Below are 22,982 nucleotides of genomic sequence, written 5' to 3' on the forward strand. Positions count from 1 at the left end.
GGCCGGTGGGCGTGGTGCGGGTGTGCCGTGACTGCGTCGGCGGCGGCCTTTGGCGTGTGCCTGTGAGGCGCCTGGCGTTGGAGAGCCCGAGTCCTGGCTGAAGGCGCCCTGTGGGGCCTCGCACGGGGGGTGCCCGGACCGGCGGCCTGCTCCGGCCGGGCGGGCGTGGTGCGGTGTGTCGTGGGCTGTGTCGGTGTGGCCTCCGGGCTGCGTCGGGGATGGCCTTGACGCGTGTCTGCGGAGTGTCCGGCGGGGGCCGAGGGCGGCCCGTTTGGGTCGCGCGCGGGTCCGGTCGGCCTGCTCCGGTCGGGGGCGTGCGTGGGTTGCGTCGGTGGTCGGCCTCGGCGTGTGCCCTGTCGGGCGTCTGGCGGGCCGCGCGCTCGTACGTGGCTCGGGGACCCCGGCGGAGGCTCCGTGGGCCGTACGGCCCGGCTGGAGGGCCTTTCGGCCCGTGGGGGACCCGGCGCTCGTCGCGCTCTCCGAGGCCCGTCGACGGGGGGCGCGTGGACGGGGGAGAGGAGCGGCCGGGGCATGCAGGCACGTGTGCACGTGGGGTTCGCCGCTCGGTCTCCAGGCCCGGCTGCCGGCGTCGCGCGGGTGTGCGCCGAGAGGCACGCGAGGGGTAGCCGTGTCGGCGTAAGGGGCCGCGCGGGGTGGGGCTGGTGGGCCTACATTGGACGTACGTCAACGTCGACCGCCCGGAGCCCGACATGTCGGTCATCCCCGTTCTCGAGGCCGATCTCCTGCGCCGGCAGGACCCCGAACTGGCCGACGTCCTGCTCGGGGAGCTCGACCGGCAGTCGACGACGCTCCAGTTGATCGCGGCCGAGAACTTCACCTCGCCGGCGGTGCTCGCCACGCTCGGCTCGGTGCTGGCGAACAAGTACGCCGAGGGCTATCCCGGCGCCCGGCACCACGGCGGCTGCGAGATCGTCGACGTCGCCGAACGCCTCGCCGTGGCGCGGGCCAAGGCCCTGTTCGGTGCCGAACACGCCAACGTGCAGGCTCACTCGGGCTCGTCCGCGGTGCTCGCCGCGTACGCGGCGCTGCTGCGGCCCGGCGACACCGTCCTCGCCCTCGGCCTGCCCTACGGCGGACACCTCACGCACGGCTCGCCCGCGAACTTCTCCGGCCGCTGGTTCGACTTCGTCGGCTACGGCGTCGACGCCGAGACCGGACTCATCGATCACCAGCAGGTGCGCACGCTCGCCCACGCGCACCGGCCCAAGGCGATCGTGTGCGGCTCCATCGCCTACCCCCGCCACATCGACTACGCCTTCTTCCGCTCGGTCGCCGACGAGGTCGGCGCCTATCTGATCGCCGACGCGGCCCACCCCATCGGACTCGTCGCCGGCAAGGCGGCGCCCAACCCCGTCCCGTACGCCGACGTGGTGTGCGCCACCACCCACAAGGTGCTGCGCGGGCCGCGCGGCGGGATGCTCCTGTGCGGCGGCGAGCTGGCCGAGCGCGTCGACCGCGCCGTCTTCCCCTTCACCCAGGGCGGCGCCCAGATGCACACCATCGCCGCCAAGGCCGTCGCGTTCGGCGAGGCCGCGACCCCGGCCTTCTCCGCCTACGCCCACCAGGTCGTCGCCAACGCGCGGGTGCTCGCGGCCCGGCTGGCCGCCGAGGGCCTGACCGTCACCACGGGCGGCACGGACACCCACCTGATCACCGCCGACCCGGCGCCGCTCGGTATCGAGGGGCGCACCGCGCGCGGACGGCTGGCCGCCGCCGGTATCGTCCTCGACTGCTGCGCGCTGCCGCACGCCGACAGCCGCGGGCTGCGCCTGGGCACCGCCGCGGTGACCAGCCAGGGCATGGGCCAGCAGGAGATGGAGTGGATAGCCGTCCTGTTCGGCAAGGTGCTGCGCGGCGAGGTCGACGGGGCGAGCGCGCGCGAGGACGTGCGCGAACTCACGGTCCGGTTTCCGCCGTATCCCGGCTGAGGCGGGGTAGCAGAGGGGTCGTACAAAACCGTACACAGCCACACGTGCAACCATCGTCGCTACCCGGAAGTCCACATACATATGCCTGCGTCGCTAGGGTGTGGGGCTGAGAAGGCCAGCGAGACCTGTGGGGAAGCCCGTGCGTGAATACCTGCTGACGCTCTGCATCACGGCCGCGGTGACGTATCTGCTGACAGGGCCGGTACGCAAGTTCGCGATCGTCGCGGGAGCGATGCCGGAGATCCGGGCACGTGACGTGCACCGGGAGCCCACTCCCCGGCTCGGCGGTATCGCCATGTTCTTCGGCCTGTGCGCGGGCCTGCTCGTCGCCGACCACCTCACCAACCTCAACGAGGTCTTCGAGAAGTCGAACGAGCCGCGCGCGCTGCTCTCCGGCGCCGCCCTGATCTGGCTGATCGGTGTCCTGGACGACAAATTCGAGATCGACGCCCTGATCAAGCTGGGCGGTCAGATGATCGCGGCCGGTGTGATGGTGATGCAGGGTCTGACGATCCTGTGGCTGCCCGTGCCCGGCGTCGGCACGGTCGCGCTCACCCAGTGGCAGGGCACCCTGCTCACGGTCGCCCTGGTCGTCATCACCATCAACGCGGTCAACTTCGTCGACGGCCTCGACGGTCTGGCCTCCGGCATGGTGTGCATCGCGGCCGCCGCGTTCTTCATGTACGCCTACCGGATCTGGTACTCGTACGGCATCGAGGCCGCCGCCCCCGCCACCCTCTTCGCGGCCGTCCTCATGGGCATGTGCCTGGGCTTCCTGCCGCACAACATGCATCCCGCGCGGATCTTCATGGGCGACTCGGGGTCCATGCTCATCGGCCTGGTGCTGGCGGCCGGCGCGATCTCGGTGACCGGGCAGGTCGACCCCGACGTGATGAAGCTGTTCTCCGGGTCCGAGCGCAACGCGGTGCACCAGATGGTGCCGGTCTACATCCCGCTGCTGATGCCGTTGACGATCATCGCCATCCCGGCCGCCGACCTGGTCCTGGCCATCGTGCGGCGCACCTGGCACGGCAAGTCGCCGTTCGCCGCCGACCGCGGCCATCTGCACCACCGCCTGCTGGAGATCGGCCACTCGCACAGCCGGGCCGTGCTGATCATGTACTTCTGGGCGGCCCTGATCGGCTTCGGCGCGCTCGCCTACTCGGTCAAGTCGGCGTCCATGTGGATCGTGCTGGGCATCGTGGGCCTCAGCTTCCTCGGCCTGGTGCTGCTCCTGCTGCCGCGCTTCACCCCCCGCGCCCCGCGCTGGGCCGAGCGGTTCGTGCCGCCGCGCTACCGGCGCCGGGGCGGGGTCATGGGCCGGGGAGCCTCCGAGCCCGCGGTGGCGTCGTCCGCCTCGTCCACGGACTCCGCGCCGCAGGAGGCGTCCGTGGGGGCTTCCGCGGCCTCGGAGAGCGCTGTGCCGGGGGAGACGCCCGTGGCCGCGGGCGTGCGGGTCCGTGCCGGTGCGGCCGGGGTCAACGGAGCGACCGCCGTCGGAGCCCGTTCGCGCGTTCTGGACGGGCGGAAGGCCGGAACATCGCGCTGACGGTCAAGGTAAGAATCTGACTAAAGCGTTGCCAACCCGTGGGGTGCTGAATCCCCTCAATATCGGGCGAATAGGTCTGGATTTTGCACAGAAGTGCAGCTGTACTCTCACGTGTGAGGGTCAGCACACCCAGGAGGTAAAGACCTCATCAAATAGTTTGTGATACCGTTCACGAGTATCCCGGAGAGCCGAAGGGCCACAGTGAGAAGGTCCTGGTGGGGCCGAGGTTTCCCCCCTCGGCACCGGGACTACGCTCGTCCCATGACGACGCCCTGCCCCCTGTGAATGCGGAGTTGCCGCGATGCCGTCCAATGACGCCCGGATCCTGGCCGAGGCCGCTGTGCCCACAGCCGCCGTCGGTGTGGTCGCCGCCGTCGTCAGCGGTGTGGTCGCCGGTGGAAAAGGGGCGATCGGCGCGGTCGTCGCGACCCTGGTCGTGATCCTGTTCATGGGGCTCGGCCTCTACGTCCTGCAGCGCACGGCCAAGTCGCTTCCGCATCTCTTCCAGGCGATGGGCCTGATGCTCTACGCGGCCCAGATCCTGCTGCTGTTCGTCTTCCTGGCCGCGTTCAAGCACACCACGCTGTTCAACCCGAAGGCCTTCGCCTTCACCCTGCTCGCCGCCACGCTGGCGTGGACCGCGGCGCAGACGCGGGCCCATATGAAGTCCAAGATCCTCTACGTCGAGCCCGACTCGGCCCCGTCCACGGCGGGCGAGAAGTCCGAAAAGACGGAGCGCTCGTCGTGAGCGGTAGGGCCGGGATAAAGACGCTTGAGAGATCCTGCTATCGTCCGGTGCCAACTGCGGCATCGCGGGCGCGGGCATCACAGCTGACGCCTGTTCGATCGCGAGGCGAGATGCCCCTCTGCCGCCCCCACATCCGTAACACCAGTCCCGTGCCGAACTGCGGCCGCACGCCGCGCCGACACAACGAGGTTGCCGTACCTATGCGCCATGCTGAAGGAGCCCGCGGTGAGTGCTGACCCGACGCAGGTGCTCGCCTTCGAGACCGACTGCCACATCTTCGCCGGCTGTGGCTTCCCCGCTCCGGGCCTGCACTCGTTCCTGTTCGAGCCCCTCTGGGGCAACGCGGACAGCAACCTGTACTTCAACAAGACGATGCTGCTGGCGCTGCTCGGCTCGATCATCGTCGTCGGCTTCTTCTGGGCCGCGTTCCGCAAGCCGCAGGTCGTGCCCGGCAAGCTTCAGATGGTCGCCGAGGCCGGTTACGACTTCATCCGGCGCGGAGTCGTCTACGAGACGATCGGCAAGAAGGAAGGCGAGAAGTACGTCCCGCTCGTCGTCTCCCTGTTCTTCTTCATCTGGATGATGAACCTCTGGTCGATCGTCCCGGTCGCCCAGTTCCCGGTCACCGCGATCATCGCGTACCCGATCGTGCTGGCCCTGATCGTCTACGTGCTGTGGGTCTCGCTGACCTTCAAGCGCCACGGCTTCGTGGGCTTCTTCAAGAACGTGACGGGCTACGACAAGTCGCTGGGCGCGGTGCTCCCGCTGGCCATGCTCATCGAGTTCTTCTCGAACCTGCTGGTCCGGCCCTTCACTCACGCGGTCCGGCTCTTCGCGAACATGTTCGCGGGCCACACGCTGCTGCTCCTCTTCACGATCGCCAGCTGGTACCTGCTCAACGGCATCGGCATCGCCTACGCGGGCGTCAGCTTCATCATGACGATCGTGATGACGGCCTTCGAGCTCTTCATCCAGGCACTGCAGGCGTACGTCTTCGTCCTCCTGACCTGCACGTACATCCAGGGCGCGCTCGCAGAGCACCACTGAGCACCCCGCAGAGCAACCCCCTGATCGTCCGGTGGCCAACCCCCACCGGTCCGTAAAGAAAAGGAAGAACTGGCATGTCCCAGACCCTTGCCGCTGTTTCCGGCTCGCTCGGCTCCGTCGGTTACGGCCTCGCTGCCATCGGTCCCGGCGTCGGCGTCGGCATCATCTTCGGTAACGGCACCCAGGCCCTGGCCCGCCAGCCCGAGGCCGCCGGCCTGATCCGCGCCAACCAGATCCTCGGCTTCGCCTTCTGTGAGGCGCTGGCCCTGATCGGTCTGGTCATGCCGTTCGTCTACGGCACCTGATTCGCCGAACAGCGAAAGCTTCCTAGACGAAAGGCACTGACATGAGCCAGCTGCTCATTCTGGCGGCCGAGACGGAGAACCCTCTCGTCCCGCCGATCCCCGAGCTCGTCATCGGCCTGCTCGCCTTCGTCATCGTCTTCGGTTTCCTCGCGAAGAAGCTCCTCCCGAACATCAACAAGGTTCTGGAGGAGCGCCGCGAGGCCATCGAGGGCGGTATCGAAAAGGCCGAGGCCGCGCAGACCGAGGCCCAGAGCGTTCTTGAGCAGTACAAGGCTCAGCTCGCCGAGGCCCGGCACGAGGCCGCGCGCCTGCGCCAGGAGGCGCAGGAGCAGGGCGCCACGCTCATCGCCGAGATGCGGGCCGAGGGCCAGCGTCAGCGCGAGGAGATCGTCGCCGCCGGCCACGCCCAGATCGAGGCCGACCGCAAGGCCGCCGCGTCCGCGCTCCGGCAGGACGTCGGCACGCTGGCCACCGAGCTGGCCGGCAAGCTCGTCGGCGAGTCCCTCGAGGACCACGCCCGGCAGAGCCGTGTGATCGACCGCTTCCTCGACGGCCTCGATGAAGCCGCTTCGAAGGCCGAGGCGACTCGATGACCATGCACGGAGCCAGCCGTGAGGCGCTGACCGCCGCACGTGAGCGTCTGGACGCGCTGACGGACTCCACCTCGGTGGACGCCGCGCAGCTCGCCGACGAGCTGGCGGCCGTCACCGCGCTGCTCCACCGCGAGGTCGGTCTGCGTCGGGTCCTGACCGACCCGGCGCAGTCCGGCGAGGCCAAGGCCACGCTGGTGCAGCGCCTGCTCGGCGGCCAGATCGGCGGCACGGCCGCGGACCTGGTGTCCGGCATGGTGCGTTCCCGCTGGTCGCAGCCCCGTGACCTGGTCGACACGCTGGAGGAGCTGGCGGACGTCGCCGACCTCACCGCGGCGCAGCAGACCGGCACGCTCGACAACGTCGAGGACGAGCTGTTCCGCTTCGGCCGGATCGTCTCCTCCAACACCGGGCTGCGCGCGGCCCTGACCGACCGCGCCGCGACCGCATCGGCCAAGAAGGAGCTGCTGCACCGGCTGCTCGGTGGCCGGACGGCCGCTACCACCGTGGGTCTGGTGACGCGCCTTGTGACCGCGCCGCGGGGACGTAGCCTGGAAGCGGGACTGGAGTCCCTGACCAAGCTCGCCGCCGACCGTCGCAACCGCATGGTCGCCGTCGTCACCTCGGCGGTCCCGCTGAGCGACACGCAGAAGCAGCGCCTCGGCGCGGCCCTCGCCAAGCTCTACGGCCACCAGATGCACCTCAACCTCGACGTCGACCCCGAGGTCGTCGGCGGAGTCCGGGTGCAGGTGGGTGACGAGGTCATCAACGGCTCCCTCGCGGACCGGCTCGAGGACGCCGCCCGCCGCATGGCGAGCTAGCAGCAACTCAACACGCAAGACGTACACGACGGCCCTGGTTGGGCCGTGCAGAGGATTCACCTCTTATTGGGGGGAGTCCCGAACTCGTGGAATACCCCCCAAGTGAAACTTCGGGCCCAACAAGGAGAGCAGGGAACCCAGATGGCGGAGCTCACGATCCGGCCGGAGGAGATCCGGGACGCGCTGGAGAACTTCGTCCAGTCGTACAAGCCGGACGCGGCCTCGCGCGAGGAGGTCGGTACGGTCACCCTTGCCGGCGACGGCATCGCGAAGGTCGAGGGTCTTCCCTCGGCCATGGCCAACGAACTGCTGAAGTTCGAGGACGGCACCCTCGGCCTCGCCCTCAACCTCGAGGAGCGCGAGATCGGTGCCATCGTCCTCGGTGAGTTCAGCGGCATCGAGGAGGGCCAGCCGGTGCAGCGCACCGGTGAGGTCCTGTCCGTGGCCGTGGGCGAGGGCTACCTCGGCCGCGTGGTGGACCCGCTCGGCAACCCGATCGACGGCCTCGGCGAGATCGAGACCGAGGGCCGCCGCGCCCTCGAACTGCAGGCCCCCACGGTCATGCAGCGCAAGTCGGTGCACGAGCCGATGGAGACCGGCTACAAGGCCGTCGACGCCATGACCCCGATCGGCCGCGGTCAGCGTCAGCTGATCATCGGCGACCGCCAGACCGGCAAGACCGCCCTGGCCGTCGACACGATCATCAACCAGCGTGACAACTGGCGCACCGGCGACCCGAACAAGCAGGTCCGCTGCATCTACGTCGCCATCGGCCAGAAGGGCTCCACCATCGCGTCGGTCCGGCGCTCGCTGGAGGAGAACGGCGCGCTGGAGTACACGACCATCGTGGCCGCCCCGGCGTCCGACCCGGCCGGCTTCAAGTACCTGGCGCCCTACACCGGTTCCGCCATCGGTCAGCACTGGATGTACCAGGGCAAGCACGTCCTGATCATCTTCGACGACCTGTCGAAGCAGGCCGACGCCTACCGCGCCGTGTCGCTGCTGCTGCGCCGTCCGCCGGGCCGTGAGGCCTACCCGGGCGACGTCTTCTACCTGCACTCCCGGCTGCTGGAGCGCTGCGCGAAGCTGTCCGACGACATGGGCAAGGGCTCGATGACCGGTCTGCCGATCGTCGAGACCAAGGCCAACGACGTCTCGGCGTTCATCCCGACCAACGTCATCTCCATCACCGACGGCCAGTGCTTCCTGGAGTCGGACCTGTTCAACGCCGGTCAGCGCCCCGCGCTGAACGTCGGTATCTCCGTCTCCCGAGTCGGTGGTTCCGCGCAGCACAAGGCGATGAAGCAGGTCTCCGGCCGTCTGCGCGTGGACCTGGCCCAGTTCCGTGAGCTGGAGGCGTTCGCCGCCTTCGGTTCCGACCTGGACGCCGCCTCGAAGTCCCAGCTGGAGCGCGGTCAGCGCATGGTCGAGCTGCTGAAGCAGGACCAGTACCAGCCGATGGCCACCGAGGACCAGGTCGTCTCCGTGTGGGCCGGTACCACCGGCAAGATGGACGAGGTGCCGGTCGCCGACATCCGCCGCTTCGAGAAGGAGCTCCTGGAGTACCTGCACCGCAAGGAGCAGGGCCTCATGACCTCCATCAAGGAGGGCGGCAAGATGTCCGACGACACGCTGCAGGCCGTCGCCGAGGCAATCGCCGACTTCAAGAAGCAGTTCGAGACGGGCGACGGAAAGCTGCTCGGCGAGGACACCCCGGCCGCTGCCGCCAAGTGACGTAAGGAAGGGACCTGACTCATGGGAGCCCAGCTCCGGGTCTACAAGCGTCGCATCCGATCCGTCACCGCGACCAAGAAGATCACCAAGGCGATGGAGATGATCGCCGCCTCGCGCGTCGTCAAGGCGATGCGCAAGGTGTCGGCCTCCACGCCGTACGCGCAGGAACTGACCCGCGCGGTCACGGCGGTCGGCACCGGGTCCAACACCAAGCACCCGCTGACCACGGAGGCGGAGAACCCGACCCGCGCCGCGGTATTGCTCCTGACGAGCGACCGCGGTCTGGCCGGCGCCTTCAACTCCAACGCCATCAAGGCGGCGGAGCAGCTGACCGCGCGCCTCGAGAGCGAGGGCAAGCAGGTCGACACGTACATCGTCGGCCGGCGCGGTGTCGCCCACTACAACTTCCGTGAGCGCACGATCGCGGAGTCGTGGACCGGCTTCACCGACGAGCCCGCGTACGCGGACGCCAAGACGGTGGCGGCCCCGCTGATCGAGGCCATCCAGAAGGGCACCGAGGGCGGCGGCGTGGACGAGCTCCACATCGTCTACACGGAGTTCGTCTCGATGATGACGCAGACGGCCACCGACGCCCGGCTGCTTCCGCTGCGTCTGGACGAGGTCGCCGCGGAGGCCGCTCCGAAGGGCGAGATCCTTCCGCTGTACGACTTCGAGCCCTCGGCGGAGGACGTCCTCGACGCGCTGCTGCCGCGCTACGTGGAGAGCCGTATCTACAACGCGCTGCTCCAGTCGGCCGCTTCCAAGCACGCCGCCACGCGGCGCGCGATGAAGTCGGCCACCGACAACGCGGGCGAGCTGATCGACACGCTCGCACGTCTTGCCAACGCGGCCCGCCAGGCCGAAATCACCCAGGAAATCAGCGAGATCGTCGGTGGCGCGAGCGCCCTGGCCGACGCGACCGCGGGGAGTGACAAGTAATGACCACCACTGTTGAGACGGCCACGGCGGCGGGCCGCGTCGCGCGGGTCATCGGCCCGGTCGTCGACGTGGAGTTCCCCGTCGACGCGATGCCGGACATTAACAACGCCCTTCACGTCGAGGTCGCCGACCCGGCGAACGCGGGCGAGAAGAAGACGCTGACGCTCGAGGTCGCGCAGCACCTCGGTGACGGCATCGTCCGCACGATCTCCATGCAGCCCACCGACGGCCTGGTCCGCCAGGCTCCGGTGACGGACACCGGCTCGGCGATCACCGTCCCGGTCGGCGACTTCACCAAGGGCAAGGTGTTCAACACCCTCGGTGAGGTGCTGAACGTCGACGCCGAGTACGAGGGCGAGCGCTGGTCGATCCACCGCAAGGCGCCGAACTTCGACGAGCTCGAGTCGAAGACCGAGATGTTCGAGACCGGCGTCAAGGTCATCGACCTGCTGACCCCGTACGTCAAGGGCGGCAAGATCGGTCTGTTCGGCGGCGCCGGCGTCGGCAAGACGGTGCTCATCCAGGAGATGATCTACCGCGTCGCCAACAACCACGACGGTGTCTCCGTGTTCGCCGGTGTCGGCGAGCGCACCCGTGAGGGCAACGACCTCATCGACGAGATGAGCGAGTCGGGCGTCATCGACAAGACCGCGCTGGTCTTCGGTCAGATGGACGAGCCCCCGGGCACCCGTCTGCGCGTCGCGCTGGCCGGCCTGACCATGGCCGAGTACTTCCGTGACGTCCAGAAGCAGGACGTGCTGTTCTTCATCGACAACATCTTCCGCTTCACGCAGGCCGGTTCCGAGGTCTCCACGCTGCTCGGCCGTATGCCGTCCGCCGTGGGTTACCAGCCGAACCTGGCCGACGAGATGGGTCTGCTCCAGGAGCGCATCACCTCGACCCGCGGTCACTCGATCACCTCGATGCAGGCGATCTACGTCCCCGCGGACGACCTGACCGACCCGGCCCCGGCCACCACCTTCGCCCACCTCGACGCGACGACGGTGCTGTCCCGTCCGATCTCGGAGAAGGGCATCTACCCGGCCGTGGACCCGCTGGACTCCACGTCCCGGATCCTGGACCCCCGCTACATCGCGGCGGACCACTACAACGCGGCCATGCGCGTGAAGAACATCCTGCAGAAGTACAAGGACCTGCAGGACATCATCGCGATCCTCGGTATCGACGAGCTCGGCGAGGAGGACAAGCTCGTCGTCCACCGTGCCCGTCGCGTGGAGCGCTTCCTGTCCCAGAACACCCACGTCGCCAAGCAGTTCACCGGTGTGGACGGCTCGGACGTGCCGCTGGACGAGTCGATCGCGGCGTTCAACGCGATCTGCGACGGCGAGTACGACCACTTCCCCGAGCAGGCGTTCTTCATGTGCGGTGGTATCGAGGACCTGAAGAAGAACGCGAAGGAACTGGGCGTCTCCTGAGCATCGCGCTCGCTTGAGGGGGCGGGTGCGTCCCGCCCCCTCGTCCACGCCCCTTAGAATTGACCCCAACACCCGGCACTACCGCCGGGTGGTGACCCGAGGAGCCACCCTTGGCTGCTGAGCTGCACGTCGAGCTCGTCGCCGCCGACCGCCAGGTCTGGTCCGGCGAGGCCACCCTGGTCGTCGCGCGCACCACGTCCGGCGACATCGGCGTCATGCCCGGTCACCAGCCGCTGCTCGGTGTGCTGGAGTCGGGCCCGGTGACCATCCGTACGAGTGAAGGTGCCACGGTCATCGCCGCCGTGCACGGCGGTTTCATCTCGTTCGCGGACAACAAGCTGTCACTGCTGGCGGAGATCGCCGAACTCTCGGACGAGATCGACGTCCAGCGCACCGAGCGGGAGCTCGAACGCGCGAAGGCGGAGGGCGACGCTCATGCCGAGCGCCGCGCGGAGGTCCGACTGCGCGCGGCGACGGCCAGCTGAACCCAGCCAGCCGTGTGATGACGTCACTCAGCCGCGGTCGGTACCGGAGCAATCCGGTACCGGCCGCGGCTGAGGTGAATGTGGGTGTTTTTTCCGTTCCATTACCTAGGAGACGAGGAGGTCGGTGTCGATGGTCCTCGCTCTGACTGTGTGCGGGCTGGTGGTCTTGCTCGTGGTGGTGGGACTGTTCGTCTTCGGCCTGCGACGCAGGCTCATCCAGCGCTCCGGCGGCACCTTCGACTGCAGTCTGCGCTGGGACGTACCGGAGAAGACCGACACCAGCGGCAAGGGCTGGAGCTACGGCGTCGCCCGCTACAACGGCGACCGCGTCGAGTGGTTCCGTGTCTTCTCCTACGCCCCCCGTCCCCGCCGCACCCTGGAGCGGGCGTCCATCGAGGTGGCCGGCCGCCGTCTGCCCGAGGGCGAGGAGGAACTCGCGCTGCTCTCCGACGCGGTCGTCCTCACCTGCCTGCACCGCGGTACGCGCCTGGAACTCGCGATGAGCGAGGACGCGTTGACCGGCTTCCTCGCCTGGCTGGAGGCGGCGCCACCCGGACAAAGGGTGAATGTGGCGTAGTACGACGGAAGAGCTCCCCCGGACCACGTCCGGGGGAGCTCTTCCGGTCTCGGGGCCGGTGGGCCCTTACGACAGACCGCTGTTGATGGCGTTCACCAGTTCGCCGTTGCTGGTGTCACCGCTGAACTCCCAGAAGAAGGCGCCGCCCAGGCCCTGGGTCTTCGCCCAGGACATCTTGGTGCCGATGGTGGCCGGGGTGTCGTAGGACCACCAGTTGCTGCCGCACTTCGCGTAGGCCGTGCCCGCGATGGTGCCGGTGGCCGGGCAGGACGTCTTGAGCACCTTGTAGTCCTCGATGCCCTGCTCGTACGTACCGGTCGCCGGGCCCGTGGCCGTGCCGCCCGGGGCGTCCTGGGTGACGCCGGTCCAGCCGCGGCCGTACAGGCCGATGCCCACGAGCAGCTTGCTCGCCGGTACGCCCTTGGCCTTGTACTTGGCGATCGCGTCGGCCGTGGTGAAGCCGGCCTGCGGGATGCCGTTGTAGGAGGTGAGCGGGGAGTGTGGGGCGGTGGGGCCCTTCGCGTCCCAGGCGCCGAAGAAGTCGTACGTCATCACGTTGTACCAGTCGAGGTACTGCGCCGCCCCGCCGTAGTCGGCGGCGTCGACCTTGCCGCCGGAGGTGCCGTCGGCGGAGACGGCCGCCGTGACCAGGGCGCTGTTGCCGAACTTGGCCCGCAGCGCGGCCGCCACGTTCTTGATGGCCGCCGGCCCGCTGCTGTCACAGGTCAGGCCGCAGGCGTTGGGGTACTCCCAGTCGATGTCGATGCCGTCGAACACATCGGCCCAGCGGGAGTCCTTCACCAGGTCGTAGCAGGACTGGGCGAAGGCGGTCGGGTTCTTGGCCGCGTCCGCGAAGCCGCCGGACCAGGTCCAGCCGCCGAAGGACCACAGCACCTTGATGTTCGGGTACTTGGCCTTCAGCTGGCGCAGCTGGTTGAAGTTGCCGCGCAGCGGCTGGTCCCAGGTGTCGGCGACGCCGCTGACCGACTGGTCGGCGGTGAACGCCTTGTCGTAGTCGGCGTAGGAGTCGCCGATCGTGCACTTGCCGCCGGTGACGTTGCCGAAGGCGTAGTTGATGTGCGTGATCTTCGAGGCGGAGCCGGACGTGACGATGTTCTTGACGTTGTAGTTGCGGCCGTAGATGCCCCACTCGGTGAAGTAGCCGAGCCGGACCTTGTTGCCGGGCGGGGGAGTGCCGCCACCGCCGCCGGTGGTGCGCACGGCGACCGAGCCGCTGACCGGGCCGGTCTGGTTGGCGGTGTCACGGGCCTGGACGCTGTAGGAGTAGTCGGTGCCCGCGGTCAGCCCGGTGTCCGTGTACGAGGTCGTCGTCACGGTCGCGACCGTCCGGCCGTCGCGCAGCACGTCGTAGTTCTTGACGCCCTTGTCGTCGGTGGCCGCGCCCCAGGTGAGCTTCACCGAGGTGTCGGTGATGTTCGAGGCGGTCGGGGTGCCCGGAGCGGAGGGCGGGTTGTCACCGGGTACCGTGCTGCCGCCGTCACAACTGCCGCCGTTGAGCTTGCAGTTGCTGGGGGATCCGGCGCCGGCGCCGTTGAAGCCGAAGGAGACGGAGGCGCCCGGGGCGAGGGTGCCGTTGTAGGACTTGTTCTTGGCGGTCCAGTGGGTGCCGGAGCTGGTCACGTCCGCGTCCCAGGCGGAGGTGACGGACGTACCGGAGGGGAAGTCCCACTCGATCGTCCACGAACTGATGCTCGTGGTACTGGAGTTGGTCACCGTCCACTTGCCCTCGAAGCCGGTGCCCCAGTCCTGGGTCTTGGCGTAGGTGGCGGTGGCCGATGCCGCGGCCTGAGCGGAGCCCGCGAGGCCGACCATCCCGGCCAGCGGGAGCAGCAGGGTCGCGAACCCGGCCGCGGCTCTGTGTCTGAAGCGCATACCGCGCCTCCTCTTGTGATGTCGCCTGCGGGGGAGCTACGGCCGCCCCTTCGGCGGTGGGGGTTGTGGTCGGGCGGCGTGACTGAGCCATCACGCCCCCCGATGCCGCGAGAATAGAAAGGTCTGGACCACGGGTCAATAGGTCTGGACCAGTTGTCCCGTTGCTCCTCAGATCCCCAACTCCTGGGCCAACACCGCCGCTTGGACCCGGCTGCGCAGCTCCAGCTTGCCCAGCAGGCGGCTGACGTGGGTCTTCACGGTGCCCTCCGCGAGGTCCAGGCGGAGGGCGATCTCCGCGTTGGACAGCCCCTCACCCAGGCACGACAGCACCTCGCGCTCCCGGGGGGTGAGGGTGCCCAGCGCGGCCGGCGCCGCCTTCGCCTCCCGTGCCGGTCCTGCGGCGAACTCGGCGATCAGACGCCGTGTGACGGCGGGCGCGACGATCCCCTCCCCGCGCGCCACCGTGCGCACCGCCTCCACCAGTTCCCGCGCCTCGGCGTCCTTGAGCAGGAATCCGGACGCTCCCGCGCGCAGCGCCCCGAAGACGTACGCGTCGAGGTCGAAGGTGGTGAGCACGAGGACGTCCGCCAGCCGCTCCGCGACCACCTGCCGGGTCGCCGACACCCCGTCCAGCCTCGGCATCTGAAGGTCCATCAGCACCACGTCGGGACGCAGCTCGCGGGCCAGCGCCACCGCCTGCTCGCCGTCCGCCGCCTCGCCGGCCACTTCGATGCCGGGCGCGCTGCGCAGGATCAGGACCAGTCCGGCGCGGACGGCGGACTGATCCTCGGCGACGAGGACACGGATCATGCGGGATCTCCTTCGCCATCACCCAGGGGCAGGGTGGCACGGACGGTCCAGACGGCGCCCTCGGGACCGGCCTCGAACGCGCCACCGAGCAGCGCGGCCCGCTCCCGCATCCCGACCAGACCGGCACCGGAGCCCGGGGCGCGCGGTCCGCCGTGGTGCCCGTAGGGGCTGGTCACCGCCACCTCGAGCGCGCCGTCGCGCCGTGCCAGGGCGACGGTGACACGGCCCGGAGCCGCGTGTTTGAGGGCGTTGGTCAGCGACTCCTGCACGATCCGGTACGCCGCCAGCTCCACCGGCGTCGGCACCTCGCCGTGCCGGGCGTCGAGCATGACCTCGAGACCGTTGCCGCGGGCCGTCTCGGCCAGCGCCTCGAGACCGTCCAGGGTCGGCGCGGCGGCCGGGGCGCGCTCGTCCCCGCTGTCGCGCAGGATACCGATCAGCCGCCGCATCTCCGCCAGTCCCTCGACGCTGTTCTCCCGGATCACGGTGAGCGCCTGCCGCGAGGTCTCCGGGTCGTCCAGGGACAGCGCGGCCGTGGAGTGGATGGCGATGGCGGACATGTGGTTGGCGATCATGTCGTGCAACTCCCGTGCCACCCGGGCCCGTTCGGCGACGACTGCCTGTGCGCGGTCCATGTCCGCGAGCAGCGCGGTCTGTTCGGCCCGCAGCCGCTCGGCGACGGCCGTGTCACGGTGGTTGCGCACCACCCAGCCGGTGGCCGCCGGCACCAGGCTGACCAGGGCGACGCCCACGCCAAGCAGGAGTGCCTGCGGCGTGCGCCAGACCACGAGCGGTACGACCGTGCCGATCACCGTGAGCAGACCGGTGATCCAGGGAAGGCGGCGGGCGAAGGCGGGCGGGCCGTAGAGCACCGCCGCGTAGACGAGGTCGGTGAACATCACCACGGTGGCCAGGCTGCCCCGCGTCGGGAGGTCCGCGACGACCGCCGCGGTACCGACGAGCAGGGCGGGGCCCGGCCGGGTCCGGCGCAGCAGCTCGCACCCCGCCATCACCAGCAGCGGGACGGCGACCGCCCAGTCCTGGTCCAGGACGGAGGCCGGGGCGTGGCGGGCGCGGGTGTGCAGCCCGATACCGAGCAGCACCAGTCCGCCGAGCAGCCCGCCCACGGCGATGTACACGTCGTGGCGGTGCGGGCGGAGTCCTCGGGCCATGCGTCCATCCAACACGGGGGAGCGGTCCACCGCCTGATGCCCCGGAAGGGTCCGCGCGTACATCGAAGGATGCACGCGCGGTTCGTCACCGCCGACGACGCAGCGGACGCGGTCCGCCGTCAGCCTGGAGGAGGAACCGAGAGGAGCAATCGTGATCGTCACGCTGATCATCGCCTGCGAGGTGGGCTTCTGGGTACTGCTGGCGCTGGGCCTGACCGCCCGCTACCTCCTGCGGTGGCGCCGCACCGGCATGGCCCTGCTGCTGTGCGAGCCGATGCTGGAACTGGTCCTGTTCGCGGTCACCGCCGTCGATTTGAGGAACGGCGCGGAGCCCGGCTGGGAGCACGGACTGGCCGCCCTGTACATCGGTTTCACCGTCGGCTACGGCCACTACACCGTCGGCCGGCTCGACGCCCACGCGGCCCACCGTCTGGCCGGCGGCCCGCGCCCCGGGAAGCCGCCCCGTCACGGACTGGCCCGGGCACGCTACGAGGGCGGCCTCTGGCTGCGCACCCTCGTCGCGTCGTGCGTCTCCCTCGCCCTGCTCCAGGCGGCGGTCCTGTACGTCGGCGACCCGTCCGCCGCCGAGCCGCTCAGGTCCTGGCAGGGGACGACGCTGCGCATCGCCGGGATCCACGGGCTGATCGCGCTGTCGTACCTGCTCTTCCCCAAGAAGGCTCCGGTCGAGTCGGCCCGTCCGGACGAGGAGCGCACACCGGCCGGACGGTGAGCGTGCGCCGGACGGTGAACGTGCGCCGTGCGGACGCGGGGCGTCCCTGGCGGGGAGGAGCGCTCAGCGTTCGCCGCCCGGTACCCACAGCACGTCCCCGGTGGCCTTGTTGGCCGTGCGCGCCAGGATGAACAGCAGGTCCGACAGCCGGTTGAGATAGGTCGCGGTGAGCGGGTTCATCGTCTCGCCGTGCGCCTCCAGGGCGGCCCAGGTCGAGCGTTCGGCCCGGCGGACCACCGTGCACGCCTGGTGGAGCAGGGCCGCGCCCGGCGTCCCGCCGGGGAGGATGAAGGAGCGGAGCTTGTCGAGCTCGGCGTTGAAGCGGTCGCAGTCCGCCTCCAGCCGGTCGACGTAGAACTGCTCGACCCGCAGCGGCGGGAACTCCGGGTTCTCCACCACCGGCGTGCACAGGTCCGCGCCCACGTCGAACAGGTCGTTCTGTACCCGAGTGAGGACCTCGACGACGTCCTCGCCGAGTCCGCCCAGCGCGATCGCCGAGCCGAGCACCGCGTTCGCCTCGTTGGCGTCGGCGTACGCAGAGATCCGCAGGTCGGTCTTGGCGACCCTGCTCATGTCGCCGAGGGCGGTGGTGCCCTTGTCCCCGGTCCGGGTGTAGATGCGCGTGAGGTTGACCATGAGGCCAATCTAGACGTTCCCGCGACGGGCGCGATGCGGCGATTTCACGGTGGCGCCAACCCGGCCCGGGGCGGGAGGATTTCGTGGCCGAGCCCGTCGTACCGGACGTGACGGGCGTCTCACGCCCTGAGACAGTGACGCGCATTACTTACGGGTCTCAAGGCCCCGCGTGAGCGCTAATGTCCGCACAGGAGCCATGCGTAAGCAGCGGGTAAGCGCCAAGCACCCGCGCAGTCGTCGTGCAGTCGTTTCGAAGGGGAGTCGTCAGTGTCACGGAAGCTCGCCGTCATCGGGGCCGGTCTCATGGGGTCCGGCATCGCTCAGGTCGCCGCGCAGGCGGGCTGGGACGTCGTCCTGCGGGACGTCACCGACGAGGCACTGAGGCGCGGCACGGACGGCATCAAGGCCTCGTACGACAAGTTCGTCACCAAGGGCAGGCTGGAGGCGCACGACGCCGACGCTGCCCTCGCCCGCATCACCACGACCACCGATCTGGACGCGGCCGCCGACGCCGACCTCGTGGTGGAGGCCGTCTTCGAGAAGCTCGAGGTCAAGCACGAGATCTTCCGCACCCTCGACAAGCTCGTCCGCGAGGACACCGTGCTCGCCTCCAACACCTCCGCCATCCCGATCACCAAGATCGCGGCCGTGACGGAGCGCCCGGAACGGGTCGTCGGCGTGCACTTCTTCTCGCCGGTGCCGATGATGCAGCTCGTCGAGCTGGTCCGCGGCTACAAGACCAGCGACGAAACCCTCGCCCGTGCACGGGAGTTCGCCGAGTCCGTGGGCAAGACCTGCATCGTGGTCAACCGCGATGTGGCCGGCTTCGTGACCACCCGGCTCATCTCGGCGCTCGTCGTCGAGGCGACCAAGCTCTACGAGTCGGGCGTCGCCACCGCCGAGGACATCGACCTCGCCTGCAAGCTCGGCTTCGGCCACGCCATGGGACCGCTCGCCACCGCGGACCTGACCGGCGTCGACATCCTGCTGCACGCCACCGGCAACATCTACACCGAGACCCAGGACGAGAAGTTCGCCCCGCCGGAGCTGATGCGCCGGATGGTTGACGCCGGTGACATCGGGCGCAAGAGCGGGCAGGGCTTCTACAAGCACTGAGACCGTACAAGGGCCACGGGGGTCACCCTCCGGGGTGAATTCGGTATCGGTTCGCTTACAAGCAGCAACCAGACCGCCGCGGAAGCAGTCAGAGGTTGCACAGCCACCGTCACGGAGTACGCCACAGCATTCACGGGGAGCGCATATGCACATCAGGGGCGACCACGCCGAGCTGGTCGTCGGGGGCCGCCTCGACGTCCGCAGCGCGGCGGACGCCCGTACGGTCCTGCACTCGGCCGTCGACGACGGCGTCGGTGATCTGGTGCTCAACCTGTCCGAGCTCGATTCCTGGGACGCCACCGGACTTGGCGTGATCATGGGTGTCCACCGGCGGGCCGGCCGCTGCGGCCGGCGCCTGGTGCTGCGTGACGTGCCGCCGCAGATGCAGCGCCTGCTGGTGGCCACCCGGCTGCACCGCATCCTCGCCATCGAGGGCGGCATCGGCGTCGAGTCCCTGCCCCGCGTCTAGACCGGGCCGCGTCACCGGCGCCCTGGTCCGAACAGGTGTGAACCGGGCGACGGGGGAGACCCGGGCGCACGTCGGCGAACCGTACGTGACGCGCAATCCTCATGAGACCGTGACGTCTCGGGCCGGTCGGTACCCCGGGCTGTCGTGGATACTGGCCGAAGGTTTAGGGTTCGGTCGCCCGCAGCTCAGCAACCCTCGAGCGGGCCCGGACCAGAAGCGACAGCGCGGTGTGCGGCAAGGCCGGGAGGGGCCGGCGATGTCCGGCACACGACGCTTTTGGGGGGCTTGGAACCTATGGACCCGAACACCCGGGAACCCGAGGACATGGGCCATGGCGGCGACGGCCACGTGCCGAGCCGGCGCCCACCCAGGGATTCCCTCGCATCCGACTTCGTCCAGCACGCGCCCGCGCCGGCCCGCACGGCGCGGCTCGTCTCGGGCGACTTCCTGTTCACCGTCAACCCCGTGGACGGCAGCGAGATCGAGGCCTGCCCGCCCGGGGAGCACCCCGACCGGCCGCGCAAGCACACACCGGCCGAGCGCGCCGAGCACGACCGCGTGGCGGGGCCGCCCGTACCGGCCGGCCCGGCGCCGTCCGCCCTGCCGCTCCTGGAGCGCCAGGCCGGGCGCGAGCAGCTCGTGCGGCTGCTCGCCCGCGGCCGCTCCGTACGCCTGACCGGGCCGGGCGGCTCCGGCCGCACCAGCCTGCTCGACCTCGTCGCCGACGACTGCTCGGACCTCGCCCCCGACGGCGTGGTCCGCCTCGGCGGCCACCGCCGCACCGCGAGCGACCTGCTCCACGACCTCTTCCACGCGGTGTACAGCGCGCCGCGGTACCGGCCCGACCGGGACGAACTGCTCGCGTACGTCCGGGAGATCGGCGCGGTCGTCGTGGTGGACGACATCGAGGTCGGCGGTGGCGCGCTCGACGAGCTGATCGACGCCACCCCCGAATGCGCCTTCCTGATCAGCGCGACCCCGGACGTGCCCGCGCCGTCCGCCGAGTCGGAGGTCGAGGAGGTCTCCCTCAGCGGTCTGGACCGGGCCGGCGGAGTCGAACTCATCGAGCGCGCCGTCGCCCGTGTGCTCACCGAGGAGGAGGCCAACTGGGCCGGGGACCTCTGGTTCGAGTCCGAGGGCCTGCCGCTGCGCTTCGTGCAGGCCGGTGCCCTGCTGAGCCAGCACGACCACCTGCGGGCCGGCACCAGCGCCGTCGAGGAGTTCGGCGTCTTCGAGGACGCGCCGCCCGTGGACGCCGTCCTGGACGGGGGCGACGGCGATGCCGTACCCCTGCCCTCGCTCGGCGAGGCCGCCGCGCCCGCGCCGCTGCTCGCCTCCCGGCTGAGCGCCTCCGCGCGGGCCACACTGCGGTTCGCCGTCGCGCTCGGCGGCGAGGTGCCCCACCAGTCGCACCTGCCCGCGCTGGTCGGCGACACCCACGCCGACGCCGCGCTCGGCGAGCTGGCGAGCTGCGGCCTGGTCTCCCCGGCCGGCTCCCGCCACCGGCTCGCCGCCGGTGTGCTGACCCAGCTGGAGGCCGCCGGATACGGCGACGACGCCGAGGAGCAGGCCCTCACCGCGGCCCGCCACTACACCTGGTGGGCCGGCCACCCCTCGGTCACCCCGGAGCGGGTGTGCGCCGAAGCGGACGCCGTGCTCGCCGCGCTGGCCGTGCTGGTGCCGGTCACCACGCCGTCCGACGGGGGAGAGGAGAGCACGGCCGTACGGCTCGCCCGCACCGCCGCCCCCGCGTTCGCCGCGGGCCTCGACTGGAACGCCTGGGAGCGGGCGCTGCGTTACGGCACCGAGGCCTCCCGGCTCGCCGGTGAGGTCGCCGAACAGGCCTACTTCCACCACGAGCTGGGCATCATGGCGCTCTGCGGCGGTCAGCTGGACCGGGCCCGCGCCGAACTGGAGGCCTCCATCGGGCTGCGCGGCGCGCTCGCCGACAAGCGCGGCACGGTCGCCGGGCGCCGCGCCCTCGCCCTGGTCACCGACCGCTCCGGTACGGCGGTGGGCCTCGGCGCGACGGCGGGCGAGGAGGTGCCGGACGCCCGCACCGAGGAGTCGGCGTCCCCGCCGGGCGGGGTGCCCGCGCCCTTCCCGGCGCTCCAGCAGTCCGGCGGTGACGCCTCCACGCTGGTCACCCACCAGGCGTCGGTGCCGGGTTCGCCGCACGCCCCGGCCAAGCACCGCGTCGGTATCAAGGGCCTGGCCCGGCGCAACCTCGTGGCGGCCGGCGCGGGCGCGCTGCTCGCGGCCGTCCTCGGCACGGTGGTGACGCTCGGCGCCACGGCCCAGAACACCCCCGACGCCCCCTCCGACAACGTCAATCCGTCCGCCGGCCAGGACGTGGACGACGGCGGCCTGGGCGCCGACACGCCGAAGCAGGACCGCAGCGGGGGAAGCGACACGGGCACGGCGACCAACCGTCCGACGGACCCGGGCCACGGCTCCGTGTCCGGCACGTCCGAGGACCCGGCGCCGGGCGGCGCCGAGCCGTCGGAGAGCCTCGCGCCGTCCGGGGACGGCACGTCCTCGGGCTCCTCGTCCAAGCCCCCGAAGCCGTCGGGGCCCGCCGACTCGTCGGGCGGCGGCACCGGCGGGAAGACCGGTGGGACGACCGGTGGGAACCCCGGGGGCTCCACGGGCGGCGGCACACCGGGCGGAGGCAGCGGAGGCTCTTCCGGCGGCGGCGCCGGAGGCCCCACGAGCGGCGGCTCCTCCGGCGGCGGCACCGGCGATCCCACGGGCGGGAGCAGCGGAGAACCCAGCGGCGACCCCTCGGGAGGGAGCACCACGGGCCCCACCGGCGGCGCCGACTCCGGTTCGTCCGGGGAGCCGTCCGGAGGCACCTCGGCGCCGACGTCCGGCCTTTCGGCCGGCCCGCCGGCCGACGCCTCCGAGAGCGGCGCGGCTACGGAGCCGTCCGACACGGCGACGCTCGCCTGACCCACGAAGAACCGGGGGCCGGGTCCGTATGACACGGACCCGGCCCCCGGCGTCGTACGAGCACCCTGCGGCCGCCCTCAGAACAGGCGCAGCTTGTCGTCCTCGATGCCGCGCAGGGCGTCGTAGTCCAGTACCTGGCAGCCGATGCCGCGGTCGGTGGCGAGGACGCGGGCCTGCGGCTTGATCTCCTGGGCCGCGAAGACGCCGCGGACCGGGGCGAGGTGGGGGTCGCGGTTCAGCAGTTCGAGGTAGCGGGTGAGCTGTTCCACGCCGTCGATCTCGCCGCGCCGCTTGATCTCGACCGCGACCGTCCGGCCCTCGGCGTCCCGGCACAGGATGTCGACCGGGCCGATGGCCGTCATGTACTCGCGGCGGATCAGCGTGTAGCCCTCGCCGAGCGTCTCGATGCGGTCGGCGAGCAGTTCCTGGAGGTGCGCTTCCACGCCGTCCTTGATCAGCCCCGGATCCACGCCGAGTTCGTGCGAGGAGTCGTGCAGGACCTCCTCCATCGTGATGATGAGCTTCTCGCCCGCCTTGTTGACGACGGTCCAGACGCCCTCCTCGTCACCGGTGCCCTCCTTGAGCGTGCACGGCGGGGACATCCAGTTCAGCGGCTTGTAGGCGCGGTCGTCCGCGTGGATCGAGACGCTGCCGTCCGCCTTGACCAGGATCAGACGGGGCGCTGACGGCAGATGGGCGGTGAGCCGGCCGGCGTAGTCGACGGCGCACCGGGCAATGACGAGACGCATGGTCGGCAACGCTACTGGACGGACGGCGGTGCGCGCGATTCGACCGGGGACCTTCCGCCGCGCGGCCGCCGGGACTCCTCGGGGGGCGCCCCATTTTTCCCTGGATCACCCGTGTTCACTTGTGGCCGATTGTGTGCCCAACTAGCCCGGTCTGTATATGCATTCGCCTAGTGGGCGTCCGTTCTTGTGCCTACCGTAGTGAACGGGAGGTCGCGACCCGTGTACTCACCGTGTTGGGAGTCGCGTGCCCCCTTATCTGTCCGGCAACCCCTGTC

The 22,982-nt window shown here is 70.4% G+C and carries 21 protein-coding genes; 16 read left to right on the forward strand and 5 right to left on the reverse strand.

What is annotated here, in order from left to right; genetic code table 11:
• The first annotated feature begins 710 nt into the window (after nucleotides 1–710).
• The 12 genes from glyA to ACIQMV_RS06880 all read left to right on the forward strand — a co-directional run bounded on the left by glyA (nucleotide 711) and on the right by ACIQMV_RS06880 (nucleotide 12,180).
• Nucleotides 711–1,949 (forward strand): serine hydroxymethyltransferase, encoded by a 1,239-nt coding sequence (glyA, locus tag ACIQMV_RS06825; RefSeq protein ID WP_401780428.1) that lies wholly within the window; start codon nucleotides 711–713, stop codon nucleotides 1,947–1,949.
• A 139-nt stretch (nucleotides 1,950–2,088) separates the two neighbouring features.
• Complete coding sequence (locus ACIQMV_RS06830) at nucleotides 2,089–3,498, forward strand: MraY family glycosyltransferase (protein WP_402591679.1); 1,410 nt, start codon at nucleotides 2,089–2,091, stop codon at nucleotides 3,496–3,498.
• 301 nt (nucleotides 3,499–3,799) lie between these two features.
• Nucleotides 3,800–4,246, forward strand: coding sequence for a hypothetical protein (locus ACIQMV_RS06835; RefSeq protein WP_141358340.1), 447 nt, complete (start codon nucleotides 3,800–3,802; stop codon nucleotides 4,244–4,246).
• Between the two features lie 225 nt (nucleotides 4,247–4,471).
• Nucleotides 4,472–5,293 (forward strand): F0F1 ATP synthase subunit A, encoded by an 822-nt coding sequence (atpB, locus tag ACIQMV_RS06840; protein WP_141358338.1) that lies wholly within the window; start codon nucleotides 4,472–4,474, stop codon nucleotides 5,291–5,293.
• A 74-nt stretch (nucleotides 5,294–5,367) separates the two neighbouring features.
• Entirely contained in the window at nucleotides 5,368–5,598 is a 231-nt protein-coding gene (gene atpE / locus ACIQMV_RS06845; protein ID WP_073889576.1) for an ATP synthase F0 subunit C, read from the forward strand.
• Between the two features lie 41 nt (nucleotides 5,599–5,639).
• A complete protein-coding gene (locus tag ACIQMV_RS06850) occupies nucleotides 5,640–6,191 on the forward strand; it encodes a F0F1 ATP synthase subunit B (RefSeq protein ID WP_141358336.1) in 552 nt (183 codons plus the stop codon).
• Between the two features lie 2 nt (nucleotides 6,192–6,193).
• Entirely contained in the window at nucleotides 6,194–7,009 is an 816-nt protein-coding gene (locus ACIQMV_RS06855) for a F0F1 ATP synthase subunit delta (RefSeq protein WP_402591931.1), read from the forward strand.
• Nucleotides 7,010–7,150: 141 nt separating this feature from the next.
• Complete coding sequence (atpA, locus tag ACIQMV_RS06860) at nucleotides 7,151–8,743, forward strand: F0F1 ATP synthase subunit alpha (protein WP_141358334.1); 1,593 nt, start codon at nucleotides 7,151–7,153, stop codon at nucleotides 8,741–8,743.
• 21 nt (nucleotides 8,744–8,764) lie between these two features.
• The gene (locus tag ACIQMV_RS06865; RefSeq protein WP_402591683.1) at nucleotides 8,765–9,682 is read left to right on the forward strand and encodes a F0F1 ATP synthase subunit gamma; all 918 of its coding nucleotides are present in this window, start codon (nucleotides 8,765–8,767) and stop codon (nucleotides 9,680–9,682) included.
• Nucleotides 9,682–11,118 carry a F0F1 ATP synthase subunit beta gene (gene atpD / locus ACIQMV_RS06870; RefSeq protein WP_141358330.1) on the forward strand — a complete coding sequence of 479 codons (1,437 nt, stop codon included), beginning with the start codon at nucleotides 9,682–9,684 and terminating at the stop codon, nucleotides 11,116–11,118. The genes ACIQMV_RS06865 and atpD overlap by 1 nt, the downstream gene beginning before the upstream one ends.
• Nucleotides 11,119–11,228: 110 nt before the next feature.
• Nucleotides 11,229–11,603 (forward strand): F0F1 ATP synthase subunit epsilon, encoded by a 375-nt coding sequence (locus ACIQMV_RS06875; protein WP_100568037.1) that lies wholly within the window; start codon nucleotides 11,229–11,231, stop codon nucleotides 11,601–11,603.
• Nucleotides 11,604–11,733: 130 nt separating this feature from the next.
• Entirely contained in the window at nucleotides 11,734–12,180 is a 447-nt protein-coding gene (locus ACIQMV_RS06880; protein ID WP_141358328.1) for a DUF2550 domain-containing protein, read from the forward strand.
• 66 nt (nucleotides 12,181–12,246) lie between these two features.
• Here ACIQMV_RS06880 and ACIQMV_RS06885 read toward each other — a convergent pair whose 3' ends face one another.
• From ACIQMV_RS06885 to ACIQMV_RS06895, 3 genes are all read right to left on the reverse strand, one after another.
• Nucleotides 12,247–14,073, reverse strand: coding sequence for a glycosyl hydrolase family 18 protein (locus ACIQMV_RS06885; RefSeq protein ID WP_402591685.1), 1,827 nt, complete (start codon nucleotides 14,071–14,073; stop codon nucleotides 12,247–12,249).
• A 168-nt stretch (nucleotides 14,074–14,241) separates the two neighbouring features.
• A complete protein-coding gene (locus tag ACIQMV_RS06890) occupies nucleotides 14,242–14,883 on the reverse strand; it encodes a response regulator (RefSeq protein ID WP_402591687.1) in 642 nt (213 codons plus the stop codon).
• Nucleotides 14,880–16,055 carry a sensor histidine kinase gene (locus ACIQMV_RS06895; RefSeq protein WP_402591689.1) on the reverse strand — a complete coding sequence of 392 codons (1,176 nt, stop codon included), beginning with the start codon at nucleotides 16,053–16,055 and terminating at the stop codon, nucleotides 14,880–14,882. The genes ACIQMV_RS06890 and ACIQMV_RS06895 overlap by 4 nt, the downstream gene beginning before the upstream one ends.
• A 151-nt stretch (nucleotides 16,056–16,206) precedes the next feature.
• Here ACIQMV_RS06895 and ACIQMV_RS06900 point away from each other — a divergent pair, with 151 nt between their 5' ends.
• The gene (locus ACIQMV_RS06900; protein WP_402591691.1) at nucleotides 16,207–16,785 is read left to right on the forward strand and encodes a hypothetical protein; all 579 of its coding nucleotides are present in this window, start codon (nucleotides 16,207–16,209) and stop codon (nucleotides 16,783–16,785) included.
• Between the two features lie 63 nt (nucleotides 16,786–16,848).
• On the opposite strand, the gene ACIQMV_RS06905 is transcribed toward ACIQMV_RS06900, so the two are convergent.
• Nucleotides 16,849–17,421 carry a cob(I)yrinic acid a,c-diamide adenosyltransferase gene (locus ACIQMV_RS06905; RefSeq protein ID WP_401780306.1) on the reverse strand — a complete coding sequence of 191 codons (573 nt, stop codon included), beginning with the start codon at nucleotides 17,419–17,421 and terminating at the stop codon, nucleotides 16,849–16,851.
• Nucleotides 17,422–17,688: 267 nt separating this feature from the next.
• Between ACIQMV_RS06905 and ACIQMV_RS06910 the strand changes: the two genes are divergently transcribed.
• The 3 genes from ACIQMV_RS06910 to ACIQMV_RS06920 all read left to right on the forward strand — a co-directional run bounded on the left by ACIQMV_RS06910 (nucleotide 17,689) and on the right by ACIQMV_RS06920 (nucleotide 21,958).
• Nucleotides 17,689–18,537: a 3-hydroxyacyl-CoA dehydrogenase family protein gene (locus ACIQMV_RS06910; protein ID WP_384171175.1), complete on the forward strand. Its 849-nt coding sequence runs from the start codon at nucleotides 17,689–17,691 to the stop codon at nucleotides 18,535–18,537.
• Nucleotides 18,538–18,682: 145 nt separating this feature from the next.
• Nucleotides 18,683–19,006, forward strand: a complete 324-nt coding sequence (locus ACIQMV_RS06915; RefSeq protein ID WP_141358314.1) for an STAS domain-containing protein — start codon at nucleotides 18,683–18,685, stop codon at nucleotides 19,004–19,006.
• 294 nt (nucleotides 19,007–19,300) lie between these two features.
• A complete protein-coding gene (locus tag ACIQMV_RS06920) occupies nucleotides 19,301–21,958 on the forward strand; it encodes an ATP-binding protein (protein ID WP_402591695.1) in 2,658 nt (885 codons plus the stop codon).
• A gap of 77 nt (nucleotides 21,959–22,035) precedes the next feature.
• Here the strand turns inward: ACIQMV_RS06920 and nucS are convergent, their stop codons facing one another.
• A complete protein-coding gene (nucS, locus tag ACIQMV_RS06925) occupies nucleotides 22,036–22,707 on the reverse strand; it encodes an endonuclease NucS (protein WP_225075599.1) in 672 nt (223 codons plus the stop codon).
• Nucleotides 22,708–22,982: the final 275 nt, after the last annotated feature.

The organism is Streptomyces sp. NPDC091412, assembly GCF_044756885.1.
Taxonomy (GTDB): domain Bacteria; phylum Actinomycetota; class Actinomycetes; order Streptomycetales; family Streptomycetaceae; genus Streptomyces.

Excerpts from the sequence above, each read along its gene's own strand:
- ACIQMV_RS06920 (WP_402591695.1), top strand. The coding sequence starts at position 19,301 with ATGGACCCGAACACCCGGGAACCCGAGGACATGGGCCATGGCGGCGAC.
- ACIQMV_RS06850 (WP_141358336.1), top strand. The coding sequence starts at position 5,640 with ATGAGCCAGCTGCTCATTCTGGCGGCCGAGACGGAGAACCCTCTCGTC.
- ACIQMV_RS06890 (WP_402591687.1), bottom strand. The coding sequence starts at position 14,883 with ATGATCCGTGTCCTCGTCGCCGAGGATCAGTCCGCCGTCCGCGCCGGA.
- atpD (WP_141358330.1), top strand. The coding sequence starts at position 9,682 with ATGACCACCACTGTTGAGACGGCCACGGCGGCGGGCCGCGTCGCGCGG.
- ACIQMV_RS06895 (WP_402591689.1), bottom strand. The coding sequence starts at position 16,055 with ATGGCCCGAGGACTCCGCCCGCACCGCCACGACGTGTACATCGCCGTG.
- nucS (WP_225075599.1), bottom strand. The coding sequence starts at position 22,707 with ATGCGTCTCGTCATTGCCCGGTGCGCCGTCGACTACGCCGGCCGGCTC.
- glyA (WP_401780428.1), top strand. The coding sequence starts at position 711 with ATGTCGGTCATCCCCGTTCTCGAGGCCGATCTCCTGCGCCGGCAGGAC.
- ACIQMV_RS06855 (WP_402591931.1), top strand. The coding sequence starts at position 6,194 with ATGCACGGAGCCAGCCGTGAGGCGCTGACCGCCGCACGTGAGCGTCTG.
- ACIQMV_RS06915 (WP_141358314.1), top strand. The coding sequence starts at position 18,683 with ATGCACATCAGGGGCGACCACGCCGAGCTGGTCGTCGGGGGCCGCCTC.
- atpA (WP_141358334.1), top strand. The coding sequence starts at position 7,151 with ATGGCGGAGCTCACGATCCGGCCGGAGGAGATCCGGGACGCGCTGGAG.
- ACIQMV_RS06885 (WP_402591685.1), bottom strand. The coding sequence starts at position 14,073 with ATGCGCTTCAGACACAGAGCCGCGGCCGGGTTCGCGACCCTGCTGCTC.
- ACIQMV_RS06905 (WP_401780306.1), bottom strand. The coding sequence starts at position 17,421 with ATGGTCAACCTCACGCGCATCTACACCCGGACCGGGGACAAGGGCACC.
- atpE (WP_073889576.1), top strand. The coding sequence starts at position 5,368 with ATGTCCCAGACCCTTGCCGCTGTTTCCGGCTCGCTCGGCTCCGTCGGT.
- ACIQMV_RS06865 (WP_402591683.1), top strand. The coding sequence starts at position 8,765 with ATGGGAGCCCAGCTCCGGGTCTACAAGCGTCGCATCCGATCCGTCACC.
- ACIQMV_RS06880 (WP_141358328.1), top strand. The coding sequence starts at position 11,734 with ATGGTCCTCGCTCTGACTGTGTGCGGGCTGGTGGTCTTGCTCGTGGTG.
- ACIQMV_RS06835 (WP_141358340.1), top strand. The coding sequence starts at position 3,800 with ATGCCGTCCAATGACGCCCGGATCCTGGCCGAGGCCGCTGTGCCCACA.